The sequence below is a fragment of the uncultured Victivallis sp. genome, assembly GCA_944389935.1.
Classification (GTDB): domain Bacteria; phylum Verrucomicrobiota; class Lentisphaeria; order Victivallales; family Victivallaceae; genus Victivallis.
Window position 1 is genome coordinate 83,382 of the sequence record CALXOE010000003.1, and the last position, 14,285, is coordinate 97,666.

At 61.4% G+C, this 14,285-nt stretch carries 10 protein-coding genes; 7 read left to right on the top strand and 3 right to left on the bottom strand.

Annotated features, from left to right (window positions below):
* Positions 1-23: 23 nt before the first annotated feature.
* Positions 24-1,907: a heparinase II/III family protein gene (locus Q0J85_RS01820; RefSeq protein WP_294477684.1), complete on the top strand. Its 1,884-nt coding sequence runs from the start codon at positions 24-26 to the stop codon at positions 1,905-1,907.
* A gap of 31 nt (positions 1,908-1,938) precedes the next feature.
* Positions 1,939-4,110, top strand: a complete 2,172-nt coding sequence (locus Q0J85_RS01825; protein ID WP_294477686.1) for an alpha-mannosidase — start codon at positions 1,939-1,941, stop codon at positions 4,108-4,110.
* 216 nt (positions 4,111-4,326) lie between these two features.
* On the opposite strand, the gene Q0J85_RS01830 is transcribed toward Q0J85_RS01825, so the two are convergent.
* Positions 4,327-5,196 carry an alpha/beta hydrolase gene (locus tag Q0J85_RS01830; protein ID WP_294477688.1) on the bottom strand — a complete coding sequence of 290 codons (870 nt, stop codon included), beginning with the start codon at positions 5,194-5,196 and terminating at the stop codon, positions 4,327-4,329.
* 224 nt (positions 5,197-5,420) lie between these two features.
* On the opposite strand from Q0J85_RS01830, the gene Q0J85_RS01835 reads away from it, so the two are divergent.
* On the top strand, positions 5,421-7,073 hold the full coding sequence (locus tag Q0J85_RS01835) for a hypothetical protein (protein WP_294477690.1): 1,653 nt from the start codon (positions 5,421-5,423) through the stop codon (positions 7,071-7,073).
* On the opposite strand, the gene Q0J85_RS01840 is transcribed toward Q0J85_RS01835, so the two are convergent.
* A complete protein-coding gene (locus Q0J85_RS01840; protein WP_294477691.1) occupies positions 7,066-8,034 on the bottom strand; it encodes a hypothetical protein in 969 nt (322 codons plus the stop codon). The genes Q0J85_RS01835 and Q0J85_RS01840 overlap by 8 nt on opposite strands.
* A 135-nt stretch (positions 8,035-8,169) precedes the next feature.
* On the opposite strand from Q0J85_RS01840, the gene Q0J85_RS01845 reads away from it, so the two are divergent.
* The 4 genes from Q0J85_RS01845 (at position 8,170) to Q0J85_RS01860 (ending at position 13,110) form a co-directional block, all read left to right on the top strand.
* The gene (locus Q0J85_RS01845; protein ID WP_294477693.1) at positions 8,170-9,306 is read left to right on the top strand and encodes a GntR family transcriptional regulator; all 1,137 of its coding nucleotides are present in this window, start codon (positions 8,170-8,172) and stop codon (positions 9,304-9,306) included.
* A complete protein-coding gene (locus Q0J85_RS01850) occupies positions 9,303-10,751 on the top strand; it encodes a sodium/solute symporter (RefSeq protein WP_294477696.1) in 1,449 nt (482 codons plus the stop codon). The genes Q0J85_RS01845 and Q0J85_RS01850 overlap by 4 nt, the downstream gene beginning before the upstream one ends.
* A gap of 58 nt (positions 10,752-10,809) precedes the next feature.
* Positions 10,810-11,085: a metal-sensing transcriptional repressor gene (locus Q0J85_RS01855; protein WP_294477699.1), complete on the top strand. Its 276-nt coding sequence runs from the start codon at positions 10,810-10,812 to the stop codon at positions 11,083-11,085.
* Between the two features lie 114 nt (positions 11,086-11,199).
* Positions 11,200-13,110: a cation-translocating P-type ATPase gene (locus Q0J85_RS01860; protein ID WP_294477700.1), complete on the top strand. Its 1,911-nt coding sequence runs from the start codon at positions 11,200-11,202 to the stop codon at positions 13,108-13,110.
* On the opposite strand, the gene Q0J85_RS01865 is transcribed toward Q0J85_RS01860, so the two are convergent.
* Positions 13,100-14,284, bottom strand: coding sequence for a DUF362 domain-containing protein (locus Q0J85_RS01865; RefSeq protein ID WP_294477701.1), 1,185 nt, complete (start codon positions 14,282-14,284; stop codon positions 13,100-13,102). The two genes, Q0J85_RS01860 and Q0J85_RS01865, sit on opposite strands and share 11 nt — an antisense overlap.
* Position 14,285 lies beyond the last annotated feature (1 nt).

The following is a 14,285-nucleotide window of genomic DNA, read 5'->3' on the forward strand; positions in this document are numbered from 1 at the left end:
ATCAGGGGGGGGGGAGTGTCGCAATGTGGACGGAAATCATGTCCGAGCAGGAACTTACGGAGCTGTTTCGGAAGAGAAGCTTCAAAAGCCGGTTTCCGCAGGCCGCCGATCGCGCAGTCTGGGAGGCGGGGGAGAGCGCGTTCCGGAAGAAGCGCTTTGCGCTGTACGTGGAAAACGCGCAGAAGTGGCAGGAGAAGAGTTATTCCGAAATCTATCCTCCGTTGACGGCGCGGGATTTCTTCGCATTCATGCGCACGGGGAACCGGAGTGTTTTTGAGTCGTTTTACTTCGGGCGGCGGACGCACCTGACGCTGTTCTGCATGGCAGAGGCGGTGGAGTACCGGAAACGTTTTCTGCCGGAGGTGGTCGAGGGGATCTGGCAGCTTTTGAGCGAGCCGGTCTGGTATCTTCCGGCGCACGGGCACTATCATGAGGGCGATCCGATGCCGCGGTTCGATCAGCCGCGGACCGATCTCTTCTGCGCGGAAACCGGTTCGACCCTGGCGTGCGTCGTCCAGCTGCTGGAAAAGGAGCTGCGGGAGCTCTCTCCGGAGCTGCTGAACTGGGTCCGGGCGTATTGCATCGAGCGCGTGATCGCGCCGCTGGAGGATGAGACCATCCTGCCGCAGTGGTGGCTGGACGGCCACAACAACTGGAGTCCCTGGTGCGCCTCGAATGTCGCGATGACGGCGTTCACGTTCCTGCGGGATCAGCCGGAACGGCTCGCGCGGCTGACACTGAAACTGATCGGCGTCTGCGAGCGGTTCTATGACCGCTACGCGCCGGACGGCGGGTGCGATGAAGGACCCGGATATTTCATGGTCGCGGGAATCCGGCTCATGATCTTTCTGGATCTGCTCAATGCGTATACGGACAATGCCTTTGCGGCGCTCTACCGCGAGGAGAAATTCCGGAACATCGGGGATTACATCGCGAAAGTTCACCTCGTCGGACCGTGGTTCGCGAGTATGGCCGATTCCCCCGCGAAATTCGACCGGATGGAAGCGGGATTGCTGAACCGTTACGCGGAGCTCTCGGGCAGCCGACGGCTGAAGTCATTCGCGGTCGAGGCGGCGTATGGATTCGCCCCCGCTTCCGTGACGGAGGTTGCGGATGGTACGGCAGGAACGGGCGAGTTCCCGCATCTTGTATTGTTCAATGAGCTTGCGCAGACGTTCTGGTTTCCTGCCGATCTCACGCGCGGAAACCGGGCCTGCGAACGGCAGACGATTCTGCCGGATCTCGAATTCTTCCTGTTCCGCCAGAATCCCGCCGACGACTGGAGCGGCACGATCCTGTGCATGAAAGGAGGGCATAACGACGAGAGCCACAATCACAACGACATCGGGCAGTTCGAGGTGTTTTACGACGGAACGCCGGTCGTCATCGACTGCGGCTCTACGGAGTATACGAAGTTCACCTTTTCTTCCCGGAGATACGAGAACCGCTTCCTGAACTCCTCCGGACATGATGTTCCGTCGTTCAACGGGATTCTGCAGTCGCCGGGGGCGGAGTTCCGGGCGTCGGGGATGACGATTTCCGACGCGGTTTCGATCGACATCGCGGGGGCGTATCCGCGGGCGTGCGGCGTCGAATCCTGTGTGCGGCGTGCGTCGCTCTCGGACGATGGCACAGCCGTGATCGAAGATTCCGTCCAGGGAACCGGAGAGATTGCCGTCGCGATTCCGCTCTACTGCGCGGTGAAGCCGGAAGAGGAGGACGGCGCAATCCGGATCGGGAAGATGCAGCTCCGTGTCTCCGGCATCTCCGTTGTGCGGATTGAAGAGATCCCGCTGCACGATACGCGCATGGAGAGTTCATGGGGCAGGACGCTCTGGTGTATCCATCTCGGGACGCAGGTCTGCGGATCGGGGCGTTGGAGTATGACGTTTTCTCCGATACAATAACGATTTGCATTCAGAAAGGCAGTTTTTTGCAATGAAAGTACATCTGATTTTGAATTCACATCTCGATCCGGTCTGGCTCTGGCGCCGGTCGCAGGGGATGGATGAGGTCATCGGTACGGCCCGGACCGCGTGCGATCTGCTCGATCGTTATCCCGAGATCGTAATCACGCGCGGGGAAATGTGGTTTTACGAGGTGGTCGAACAGCTTGATCCGGCGTTGTTCGAGCGCATTCGCGCGTATGTGAAGAGCGGGCGCTGGCAGGTGGTCGGCGGCTGGTACGTGCAGCCGGACTGCAACCTGACCGGAGCGCATATTTTCGAGAAGCACGGCGAATTCGGGCGGCGTTATTTCGAGGAGAAGTTCGGCATGCGGGTGAAGACCGCGTATCACGTCGACAGCTTCGGCCACGCGGCGACGCTGCCGGACTTCCTGACGCAGAGCGGGTTTGAGAATTATGTCATGATGCGTCCCGGCGAACACGAGATGCACCTGCCTGGAAACACGTTCCTGTGGGAGTCCCCCTCGGGCAGCCGGATCCGGACGTTCCGGATCTCGCGCAGCTACTGCACGACCGGGCGCGATACGGAGACGAATCTGCGTGCGAACCTCGATGCGGCGCTGGCGGATGCGAATCCCGCCATCGGTCACGTCATGTGTTTTGTCGGGGTCGGGAACCACGGCGGCGGCCCGGCGAAGCGGGAGATCGAATGGCTGAACGCCCACCTGCATTACCGGGATGACGTGGAACTCATTTACAGTTCGCCGGACCGTTATTTTGAAGCGGTTGCGGCTTCCGGCGCGGAGCTGCCGGTCGTTCGCACGGAACTTCAGCACCACGCGATCGGCTGCTACACGGCCGTGAGCCGGATCAAGCGGGAGGTCCGCCGGACCGAACAGCTTCTGCATCAGGCGGAACAGCTGCGCGCCCGGAGGCCCGGACTGTTCGACGCGGAGGCGGAGCGTAAACTCGAGCCTGCGTGGAAGCGGCTGCTGTTTGCGACGTTCCACGACGTTCTGCCGGGCAGTTCGATCCGTTCAGCCTACGAGGAGATCTTTCAGGATCTCGGCTATGCGCGTTCGGTGGCGCAGCAGCAGATCGAACTGGCAATCCGGCGGGAGAACGCACGGCTCGAGCCGTGCGAGGTGCAGCGGCTGATCTTCGACAATCCCTCCGAGACGGAATTCGAAGGGCTCGTTGAGTTCGAGCCGTGGCTCGGCTATCTCTGGACGGAGCCGGAACAGCCGCGGGTTCGCCTGACCGGAGAGGACGGGACGCCCGTGTTGTGTCAGGAGGTGACTGCTGAAGCCGCGTTCGAGATCGCGCGCTACGCCGCCCGGCTGCGGATTCCGGGGGGAGGGCGGAAGATTCTGCTCATTCACACGGACGGCGCACCGTCTGCGGCGGAGGAGGGTCATGTCCGGGTTTCACCGGAACGCCTGGAGAATGGGAGTCTCGTCGCAAAATTCGGCAGGGAGGGAGTGGTTTCCCTGTCGAACGGGGTCCGGGAATTCCTCGGCGCGCCGCTGCGCGCGGTCGTGATCGACGACCCGAGCGACACCTGGTCACACAATATGAAAGGTTACGGGACGACCATAGCGGAACCCTTTGAATCCGAATCGAATGCGCCCTGTGTATGCGGACGTTCCGGGTCGCTTTCGGGTGAGGTGTGGTTTACGCAGCGGGTTTCCTGCGGCCAGCTCCGGTGGCGGGTTCGGATGAACGACGGGGAGCCGGGAATCGAACTCAGGCTGCGACTGGCGTGGAACGGCTGCCGGAAACTTGTGAAGCTGCTGATCGATCCCGGATTCACTCCCGCTTCCCGTCTCGACGGAGCGCCGGGGGGAGTCGTCGCGCGCGAGTGCAACGGCGAGGAGTATCCGGTGACCGATTTCGTTTCGGTCGTTGCTCCGGACGGCCGCCGGTTTGCCGTTGTGAGTCCGGATGTGACGGGGGCGGATGTTCAGCCGGACGGAGTGATCCGCCTCACGCTGCTGCGGTCGCCGGTGTATGCGCACCACGATCCGTTCCCGCTCCCGGCGGAGAACGACTATCCGGTCACCGATCAGGGCGAACACGAGTACCGGATTCTGCTGTTGCCGGAAGCGGCGGGCGTCGAAGAGATCCGGCGCGGGAGTTTCCGTCTGAGTGATCCGCTCTGGTTCAGCGAGTGTACGCGCGGGTGCGGATTCGACCTGCACTGATCCGGATACGGCAAAACTCTCCGCCCGGGGAAGCGTTCTTGTCATGTTGCGCAAATTTCGTTTGCACAGCATGTTAGAACTTCTTTGACGCGATGAGTCTCGATGCGTTTCATGCGCATTTTTCCCGGGGGGGGAGGAATTCGTCGGAACTCCCGAACGACGAATGCGTCCCCCCCGGGCGCAATGGAAACCGGGACTCCTCCCTTATGATCGAGGCTATTCCACCGCGTTCTGTTTCTTCAGAAACTCCACGAGGATCGGCATCCCCGGGTAGACCATGCCGTGGCCGTAGCCCTGGAGTTCGTAGAGCGTCACGGTGTGCCCGTTCAGCTTGAGCATCCGCATGAGGTAGGCGTTCTCCTCATAACGGCCCGCCATCTCCTTTTCGCGGTCGCCCGTGATGAGCAGAATCGGCGGCAGATCGGGAGTCGTGACGTGATAGAGCGGGGCCAGCTCGTCGACGACCGGTTGCGTCAATCCGATTCCATGCGCGGCCCGCTCCGTGAAGTGCGTGATCGTGTGCCCGCTGAACGGAATCAACCCTGCGAGATCGGAGGGTTTCATTCCATACGGGGCCAGATACTTCGGATCCATGCCGACCATCAGCGCGAGGTATCCCCCGGCGGAGTGTCCGGTCAGGTAGATCTTTTTCGGGTCTCCGCCGTATGCGGCGATGTTGCGGAATACCCAGCCGACGGCTGCTGCTGCGTCTTCGATGCAGTCCGCGACGCGGACGTTCCGGTTCGGCGCGTCTTTCGGCGCATCCGCCTGCGGAGCGAGCCGGTAATTCACGCCGACCACCGCTGCGCCGCGCCGCTTGAGCATCTCCGGAATGCTCTTCTTCCCGCTGGTCAGGCCGCCGCCGTGAAACCAGATCACAGTCGCGAATCCCGGTTTTCCCTCCGGATAATAGAGATCGAGCCGACAACGCTCCTGCCGGTACGCATCGCCGGAAGAGCCCGGTTCGAGATACGATATCTCATTCTTCTGCTGATAGTTCCACGATTTCTTCTCTGTTTCCGCCGCCGTCAGCAGCAGAGCTCCAGTCAAGACCGCCACCGCCGCAAGAAATCCTTTTCCTGACATCGCACCTCTCCCGGTTGGTTGTTGCCGGATCGAATTCCGGTATTTTGTATACTGTATACAGAAGTTGTGAAAAAGTCAAATGGAATCACGTTTGCCCGGAATATTTTTCCGCTGCGGGGGAGGGCGGTGGATCGAGCCGGGGAATGACGGTTTCCGGAGCGGAAGCGCTTGCGTTCCGTCAGGATGGTGATATATTCCATAAAAAACAGGAATGCAACTCAATCGTGAGGGACGAAATGAAACCGGAAGTCATGGCCGCCGCGGAAAACTTCATCACAAACGAAACGGAATTCCATCTTGGATTTCTGCCGACCGAACAGTCGAATCCGTTGACGCGCTCGATGGAGGCCGATTTCCGGCGCTCCACCGTGGAGGGGGTCGCCACCCTCCAGAAGCCCGATCGCGACGTGCTGTCCATGGTGCGCCGTGTTCTCGTCTCCGAGCCGTTTGCGCGGATGGCGGCGACCGGATTCTCGACCGTGCGCGGCGGCGGGCGCATCATCTTTTCCGGCTGCGGCGCGACCGGACGGCTCAGCATTCTGCTCGAATCGATGTGGCGGGAATACTTCTCCGCATCGGATCGGCCGGAGTTGGCAGATTGCGCCGCAAGTATCATGACCGGAGGAGATTATGCACTTGTAAAATCGGTTGAAGCATTCGAGGATTACCAGAATTTCGGTCGCCGTCAGGCTGCTGACCTCCACATCGGTCCGGGCGATATGCTTGTGGCGATCACCGAGGGCGGCGAAACCAGTTCCGTCATCGGCACGGTCAAGGAATCCGCCGAACGCGGCGCGGCAGTGTTCCTCCTGTTCAACAACCCCGCCGGACTGCTTCGGGAAAAGCTCGTGCGCTGCCGCGAGGTCATCGACGACCCGCGTGTGACGGTGCTGGACCTCTTCTGCGGCCCGATGGCGCTGGCGGGTTCGACCCGCATGCAGGCGACTACGAGCGAGCAGCTCGTCGCCGGGGTTCTGCTCGAATCGGTCGCGGCAAAACTCGAGGGACGCAGCCTGCCAGACTTCGTCACGCAGTTCGAGCAGCTTCTCGACCGGCTCGAGTCGGCCGAGGTGCGTTCCATGATAGCGCAATACATTGATTTCGAGGCGGATGTTTACGCCTCCGGTGGCCGGATCACCTATCTGGCGAACGATTATCTGCTCGACATTTTCACCGATACGACCGAACGCTCTCCGACGTTCATGCTTCCGCCGTTCCGCCGCCGGGACGATACGGCTTCCCCGATGCCGTGGGCGTTTGTGAAGAATCCGCTCTATCCGACCCGGGAAACATGGCGGAACATGCTCCACCGGGAAGTGCGCTGTCTCGCGTGGCGTCCGGAGGATTACCGCGCGATGGGGGCTCCGGAGAAACTCGTGAATCATCCTCCCGCCATCGATGCGGAATCTCTCTACGGTTTCGAGGTCGGTTGTGAACCCGCTCCGGAACGGTTCGCTTCTCCGAAGTCGGGGGCGGTCATCGTCGAGGTCGCCGGCAGCCCCGGAAACCTTGTGCTCGAATCCGTTGCAAAGAAATATCACGTGATCGGACAGTTCCGGATCAGCTCCGGCGTGCCGGATTCCGCGCTGCATCTGATGAATCACATGGCGCTCAAGCTCGCGCTGAATACCGTTTCAACCGGAACAATGGTCAAGCTCGGGCGCGTCACCGGCAACTGGATGAGCCATGTCAGCATCTCGAACAAAAAACTCATCGACCGGGCGATCCGGCTCGTATCGGAGTTGAGCGGACGCTCCTACGAGGAGAGCTGCCGCGCGCTCTTCGACGCCGCCGATGAGATTGATTCCGCGGACTGGACCGGCCGCGAAAAGCCGTCCCCCGTCCAGTACACACTCCGGAAACTCGGCATTATTTGAGCGGAATGCACAGGAATACAAGCCCGGTCAGACAGACCCCGAGCGCGGCCACCTGCAGCGGCCGCATCTTCTCCCTCAGAATCCAGACGCTGGCCAGCGTGAAGCTCACGATGCACGATCCGACCATCACTGGATAGCACATTCCGCCGAGTCCCGCGTCGGCCATCGCATTCATTCCCGGGTAAAAGAGCGTGTAGGCAAAGAGCAGATTGAAGAACTGCAGCGCTCCGATGTATTTCCACAGGACCGGATTGAAGAGATTGCTGCGGAACTGTTTTCGTCGTTCCGGGTTCAGCCGGGCGAGATTGTAGAAAACCGCGCCGATGAGTCCGCCCCCCGCCGCGGCGAGTGACCGGACAATGCTGCCGACCGCCCGCGCCTCCGGGTAATAGGAGGGGGCGGTCTGAAGATTCTGCTGGACTGCGCAGATCGCGAGACAGATGAATGCCGGCAGCCGCCAGTGGCCGCGCGCATTGGAATTCTCCTTTGCCGCGCCGAAGAGCACGAGCGCCGCGAGCAGCAGGAGAATTCCTCCTCCCCGGAGGAACGTCAGCTCCACCCCGTAGAAGATCACCCCGCCCAGAAACGGGAAAATCAGCGCCGACTGGATGATCGCCCAGATGATTCCGTTCGGACCGCGCTGCATCGCATAGGCCATGATCTGCAGCATGAAGAAGTTCATCATCCCGGCGATGGCGTAGACGGCGCAGGTCGCGAACGTGATCAGCAAAGAACACTCCGGCACGCTCCCCGTTGCGAACATGATTACCACGCTGGCCGCAACGGAAAAGCTGTTTCCGAACAACTGCACGAGGCTCGGTTCGATCCCCCGCTTCGGCGCATCTCCCATCACCAGACCGATCAGGCACCAGCTTGCGCCGACGATCACCATCGCGCCGATGCCGAACCAGACCGAGTGGAAGAACGGCAGCGAACTCAAACTCTGGATCAATGTCTGCATCCTGACTCTCCCATTTGTTTTCCCGGTGATTACTATATTCCCGGTGACGGCAGAAATCAAGAGTTCGATGCGATTATTCTGATTATTTCTCCGCTGACGGTTGCAAAAGGTCTCTCCGGCGGCTATTGTATGCGCATGAGACAACAGAATTCAACGTCGACTCTCCGGCTCGATCCGGAACGCAGCATCCGATCCCAGATCGCGGGTTATTACCGCGACCGGATCGTGCGCGGGGAGTTGCACCCCGGCGATCGGCTGCCCCCGGCGCGCACGCTGGCACGGGAACTCGGCGTGGCCGAGGCGAATGTGCATCATGCGTTCGGGAAACTCGCGGGGGAGGGGCTGCTGATCCGCCGTCCGCGCGCGGGGAGCGTTGTGGCGCGCCGCGAACCCGGTCTGCGCGGAGTGGCGGTATTCGTACCGTGGCGTTCCCTTATGCGGGGGGAGGAGTTCACGCGACTGCTGGTCCGGTTTCTTGCCGCCCGGTTCGAGGAGAGCGGAGTCGAATGCCATGTGCTGTATGATACGCCCGGCGGAACGGGATGGAACGGATTGCGGCGACTTGCTTCGGAACGGAGGATTCAGGGGGTGATCTGCCGGACGATCGAACCGGATGAATTGAAGTTTTATCAGGCGCTGCATCTGCCGTTTACCGGAATCGGTTCTCTGCGGATCGCCAACCGGATTTCACTGCTGACGGCGGAGTTGATCGGGAAGATGGCCGAAGCGCTGCGCGCGACCGGCTGCCGCAGTTTCGGTGTGATCATTCCGGAGCGTCCGGCGCCGGGATTTCTTCCGGTGCTGCGCCGTTGCGGTGCGGCGGCGGCGCTGGAGTTCCGGGAGGAGTGGCTCTATGACGGAAGCCATTCCGCAGAGAGTTTCATTGTTGACCGGGCGGCTTTCGCCTGGAACGCGGTTGCGCATCTGAATACTCTGCGGCGCCGGCCGGAGGGGCTGATGTTGTTTTCCGACGATCTGGTCGAGGGGGTGACGATGGCGTTTTACCGTGCGGGGGTGCGGGTGCCGCAGGATTATCGGCTTGCGATTCACCACACGCGCGAAAATCCGGTCATTTTTCCGTTCGCGTGTACGCTTGTGCAGCATTCGATCGCGGAGATTGCCGGGGCGCTGGCGGAGCAGCTGGCGGATCTGTGTTCGGGGAAAGTGCCGCGCGCACCGGCGCTCGACATTGCATTGACTCCGTATACCCCGCCGGTCATCGCGGCTGTGGAGTCGCGGAATGACGATCCGCAAGGGGAGAGCCGGGCATGAAGACGATCGATTATCTGGTGGTCATTCTCTATCTGGCGGCGCTGCTCGGGATCGGCTGGCGGTTCCGGACCGGACAGGAGAGCGGGCGGGAATACTTTCTCGCGGGACGGAGAATGGGGTATTTTCCGATCGGGCTCTCGGTCATGGTGACGAGTTTCAGCGCAATCAACTTTCTGGCGCTGCCGGGGGAGGTGTTTGGGCACGGACTCTATGTGCTGGCCTCGTTTCCGGTGTTTTTCCTGTCGGCGTGGCTGGTTGCGACGTTCTGGATGCCCAGTTTTCTCCACGAGGAGAGGATCAGCCTGTACGGACTTCTTGAGCGGCGGTTTGATTACCGGGTCCGGGCGCTTGCGAGCGGATTGTTTCTCTTCTGGCGTTTTTTCTGGATGGCGACGGCGCTCTACGCGACCGCCCGGATCATGGGGGTGTTGACCGGGGTGCCGCTGCCGGTTGCAGTTCTGGTCGGCGGGGTGGTCGCGACGCTCTACACGGCCGCGGGCGGGATCCGCGCGGTCATGTGGACGGATGTTCTGCAGTTCTTCGTTCTCTTCGGAGGAATTGCGCTCGCGGTCGGGTTTGCATTGGCCGGGGCGGGAGATTCGGTTCAGATAGCGTTCGACGGAGGGAGACTGCGGCCGTTTGCGCCGTTCGATGCGGCCTATTTCTCGTTTGATCCGACGCTGCGCATGACGTTCTGGAGTGCTCTGATCGGAGTATCGGTGGCGTTTCTCACGCGGTATGGTGCGGATCAGATGGTTGTGCAGCGCTATTTTACCGCGAAAAATCTCTCATCGGCGCGCAAAGGATTGTGGCTGAATGCGTTCGTTTCGGTTCTGTCGCTTTCTCTGCTCGTGGTGTTCGGAGTGGCGGTCTATGTCTGTTCGGTTCGAGCCGGAGGAGAGCCGGGCCGGATTCCGCCGATCGCGGTGATCGCCGGGATGATCCGTGATTTCCCCGTCGGAGTGACGGGAGTGATTGCCGCGGCGCTGCTGGCGGCGACGATGTCGAGCATCGATTCGGGGATCAACAGCTGTTGCGCGGCATACGTGACGGATTTTCATTCGAGATTTTTCCGGAAGAGTCCGCCGGAGCGGCTTCTGAGCGGCGGCATCGGTGCGGCGGTCACGCTTCTGGCACTGGTTGCCGTACCGTTGCTGGCGGAGGCGAATACGCTCTTCATGATCGTCAACAAATTCATCAACGGACTCGGCAGTCCGCTTCTGGCGCTGGTGCTTCTGACGCTGCTGCCGTGGCGGGTCAACGCTTCGGGGGTGTTTTACGGTGGAATCTGCGGGGTCATCGCGAGTCTGGCGATCTCGTTCGGCGTGAACACTCTGGCGCTGCACTGCTATGCCGTTGCCAATCTGGCGGTGACGTTGCTCTTCTGCCTGGTTCTGAGCGGTTTTTTCGGGAGTCCTGCCCTGTCGCGCGGTTTTCGCCCTTGACAGGAGGAGTTTTCGGATATACCGTAATAGAGCAAATTAAGAACAGGAGTCGACTGCCATGCGCAAGTGTATGGATGCGGAAAATCTTCACCGCCGAATGAAGAAGATCATCGGCCAGCTGGGCGCCATTGAAAACATGATCGACGAAGATGTCCCCTGCGAGGAGGTGCTCATTCAGATCAACGCCGCCAAAAGCGCCCTCCATAAACTCGGGCAGATCGTCCTCGAGGGTCACCTCCGCCACTGCGTCAAAGACGGCATCGAGCATGGCGACGCAGAGAAAACCATCGCCTCCTTCGCCAAAGCGATCGAACACTTCTCCCGACTCTCCTGACATGACTGATTCCGCTTTTTGGGCTTTTTTTCCAATCTCCGCTTGAATACCTATGGGGGTATGGGTATATTTTACCATTGCGGAAAGAAACATCAATCAATCCGGGAGGACAGGATGATGCAGTGGGGTGCGGTCTGGAAGAGTCTGGTCATGGGAGCGGGCCGGGAGGTTCTGTTTCTGGTGGTGGCAGGTGCGGCGCTGGTGGTGAGCTTTTTCAGACCGGAGTTTCTGCCGTTCGATGCGGCCTGGGTGGCGGTGATTCTGTGCGGAATTCCGATTCTGAAAGATGCGGTGACGGGGCTTGTGCTGCGGTTCGATATCAAGGCGGATGTTCTGGTGGCGATGGCGTTGATTGCATCGGTGGTCACTGATGAGATTTTTGCGGCGGGCGAAGTGGCATTCATCATGCAGATCGGGGCTTTTCTCGAGGAGTCCACGGTGGCGCGGGCGCGGGCCGGGATCGAAAAGCTCGTGTGTCTGACCCCGCGGACAGCCCGGCGCATTTCCGGGGAGCGCGATGAGGAGACGATTCCGGCGGAGGCCGTGGAGATCGGCGACCTGCTGCGTGTGCTGCCGGGCGAGACGATTCCGGTCGACGGAGTGATCGTTCGCGGGAATAGCTCGGTCGATCAGTCGGTCATGACCGGGGAGTCGATTCCGGTCGACAAGACAGAGGGCGACGAGGTGTTCAGCGGAACGGTCAACTGCTTCGGCGCGTTTGAGATGCGCGCTCGCCGTCGCGATGCGGACAGTTCCGTGCAGCGGATGATCCGGCTCGTCCGTTCGGCGGATGCGAATCAGGCGCGCATCGTCGGGATCGCGGATCGCTGGGCGACTTGGATTGTGGTTGCCGCGGTGCTTTCGGCGCTGCTGGCGTGGATCGTCACGGGAGAACTTATTCGCGCGGTCACGATTCTCGTGGTGTTTTGTCCCTGCGCGCTGGTTCTGGCGACGCCGACGGCGATCATGGCCGCGATCGGGAACGCAACCCGGCACGGAATTCTGGTGCGGGCTGGGGATGCGCTGGAACGGCTTGCGGCACTTCGCTGCGTCATCTTCGACAAGACCGGAACTCTGACCTGCGGGCGTCCCGAAGTCACGGCGCTGCACAATTTCCACTCCGGACTTTCGGACCGCGAGCTCGGACTTGTCGCCGCGGCTGTCGAGGCGTGCTCGGAACATCCGCTCGGGCAGGCTGTCGTGCGAGGATTCCGCTCCGAGGGAGAGGATTCGGAACTCCCGGAAGTGGAGGCATTTGAAATGATTCCTGGCCGGGGGATCAGCGCCGTGGCCGGCGGGCGTCCGTTTCTCGCCGGCAGCGTGGAATTGCTCCGTTCACGCGGGATTGAACTCTCCGCCGCCGGATCGGCCGCCGCCGAAGAACGGTTGGGGGAGGGGGCAACGCTGATCTATCTGGCGATGGACGGCCGGTTCTGCGGAATTGTGGCGTTGTCGGACCTCGTTCGAGAGAATGCGGCCGCAACGGTGGCGGAGTTGAATGAACTCGGCATCCGCTGTGTATTGCTGACCGGGGACAATCCCGCTGCGGCGCGGCATATCTCCGAACAGGTCGGAATCTGTGACTACCGTGCGTCCTGCCTCCCGGAGAACAAGCTCGAATGGATCGACGAAACACAGCGGAACGGCGAACCCGTCTGCATGGTCGGGGACGGCGTCAACGATGCTCCCGCACTGAAGCGCGCCCGCGTCGGAATCGCCATGGGCGGCATCGGCAGTGATATCGCGATCGAAGCGGCGGACATCACGCTCGTGAAAGATGACATCGGACAGCTCCCGTTTCTCTTCCGGCTCGCGCGGCGCATGATGCGGACGATCCGTATCAATCTGACCTTTTCGATGGTGCTGAATTTTGCGGCAGTGGTTCTGGCCTGGCTCGGCATTCTGAATCCAGTGGTCGGCGCACTCGTACACAACGCCGGTTCGGTGCTGGTCATTGTGAATTCGGCTCTGCTGTTGAGCTGGCGCGGAGGGTGCGGATGCGGAAGCGGGCGGCTTACGCCTTGATCTTCCCCGCAAGGCGCGCCGCAAGCGTCCGCAGCCGCGGCGTGAGCAGAAACCGTTCGAGGAACGTCGGATTCACGCTGATCGCCTTGACCGGACAAAATTCGTGGCAGCAGTAGCACTTGATGCAGAGTGCCGGATCCGCGACTGCCGCACGTTCCGGGTCGATCGCGGGCGGACGCACGGGGCAGCCGTCGCGACAGCGCATGCACCGGATGCACTTTTCCGTGTCGATGTGCGGCACGGCTTTCCAGCGGCGCTGAACAAAGTCGAGCATGCTCTGCGGCAGCGGCAGCAGCCGCAGCGGGCTGCCGAGCTGCCGAATCGGCCGGAAGTCCGGGCAGCGCAGCTCCTCCGGGGTGGCACCAATGAGCTCGATCGCGTCCGGATCGGTCGTGCCGAACGGACGCCGCTTTGCGGCGGCGAGCAGCGGAATTTGCTCCGGGTCGAGATTCATCGCCCGGAACGTCACCACGTCGAGCGCGACGGTTTCGACCGATGCCGCGAGAAATCCGAGCTGCCGCGGCGTCCCGCCCGAAGGACCCTCACCCTCCATGGCCGTGATCGCGTCCATGATGTTCAACACGGGCGGCAGGGCGACGGCCAGGTCAAGCTGGAGCTCCGCGAGCCACTCGCGGGTCTTGAGCCGATAATGGTATTCGCTCTTGCTCGTGCCGGGAAGATAGCCGTAAAGGTTTTTCATCGCGCCGGTTGCGACCATCTGAACATGGGTTTTGGCTTTCGGCAGGTTGATGATCTTGTTCATCTGCGCGAGCGGAGCCCCGAGCCGGATCTTCCGGGCGACGCGAACGTTCGCAAACTCGTAATCCGCAGGGGTGTCGAGGTCGGCCCATTCGAGTCGGAGCCGGCGTATGACCTCTCCGATGCCGGTCGCCCGCAACACCGAGTCACGCGAGCCGCAGCCGGAACTGTCGCCGACAAAACAGCGCCCGCCGGCTTCGAGCACAAGGCGGGCTGCTGCTTCAACCACGGCGGGATGCGTGGTAACCGCACTCTCCGGAGCGAACGGTCCGAGCAGATTCGGTTTGAGCAGGACTTTCTCGCCGGGGTTCACAAACGCCCGCATGCCGCCGAGCGGCGCGAGCAGTTTGCGCAGTTCCACGGTGAGGTCGGTGTCGTAAGAGGCGACCCGGCGGACCGAAACCTGAACACTCATT

Bases quoted from the DNA above. Each gene is read 5' to 3' on its own strand.
- Q0J85_RS01820 (WP_294477684.1), top strand. From the start codon at position 24: ATGTGGACGGAAATCATGTCCGAGCAGGAACTTACGGAGCTGTTTCGG.
- Q0J85_RS01825 (WP_294477686.1), top strand. From the start codon at position 1,939: ATGAAAGTACATCTGATTTTGAATTCACATCTCGATCCGGTCTGGCTC.
- Q0J85_RS01830 (WP_294477688.1), bottom strand. From the start codon at position 5,196: ATGTCAGGAAAAGGATTTCTTGCGGCGGTGGCGGTCTTGACTGGAGCT.
- Q0J85_RS01840 (WP_294477691.1), bottom strand. From the start codon at position 8,034: ATGCAGACATTGATCCAGAGTTTGAGTTCGCTGCCGTTCTTCCACTCG.
- Q0J85_RS01845 (WP_294477693.1), top strand. From the start codon at position 8,170: ATGAGACAACAGAATTCAACGTCGACTCTCCGGCTCGATCCGGAACGC.
- Q0J85_RS01850 (WP_294477696.1), top strand. From the start codon at position 9,303: ATGAAGACGATCGATTATCTGGTGGTCATTCTCTATCTGGCGGCGCTG.
- Q0J85_RS01855 (WP_294477699.1), top strand. From the start codon at position 10,810: ATGCGCAAGTGTATGGATGCGGAAAATCTTCACCGCCGAATGAAGAAG.
- Q0J85_RS01860 (WP_294477700.1), top strand. From the start codon at position 11,200: ATGATGCAGTGGGGTGCGGTCTGGAAGAGTCTGGTCATGGGAGCGGGC.
- Q0J85_RS01865 (WP_294477701.1), bottom strand. From the start codon at position 14,284: ATGAGTGTTCAGGTTTCGGTCCGCCGGGTCGCCTCTTACGACACCGAC.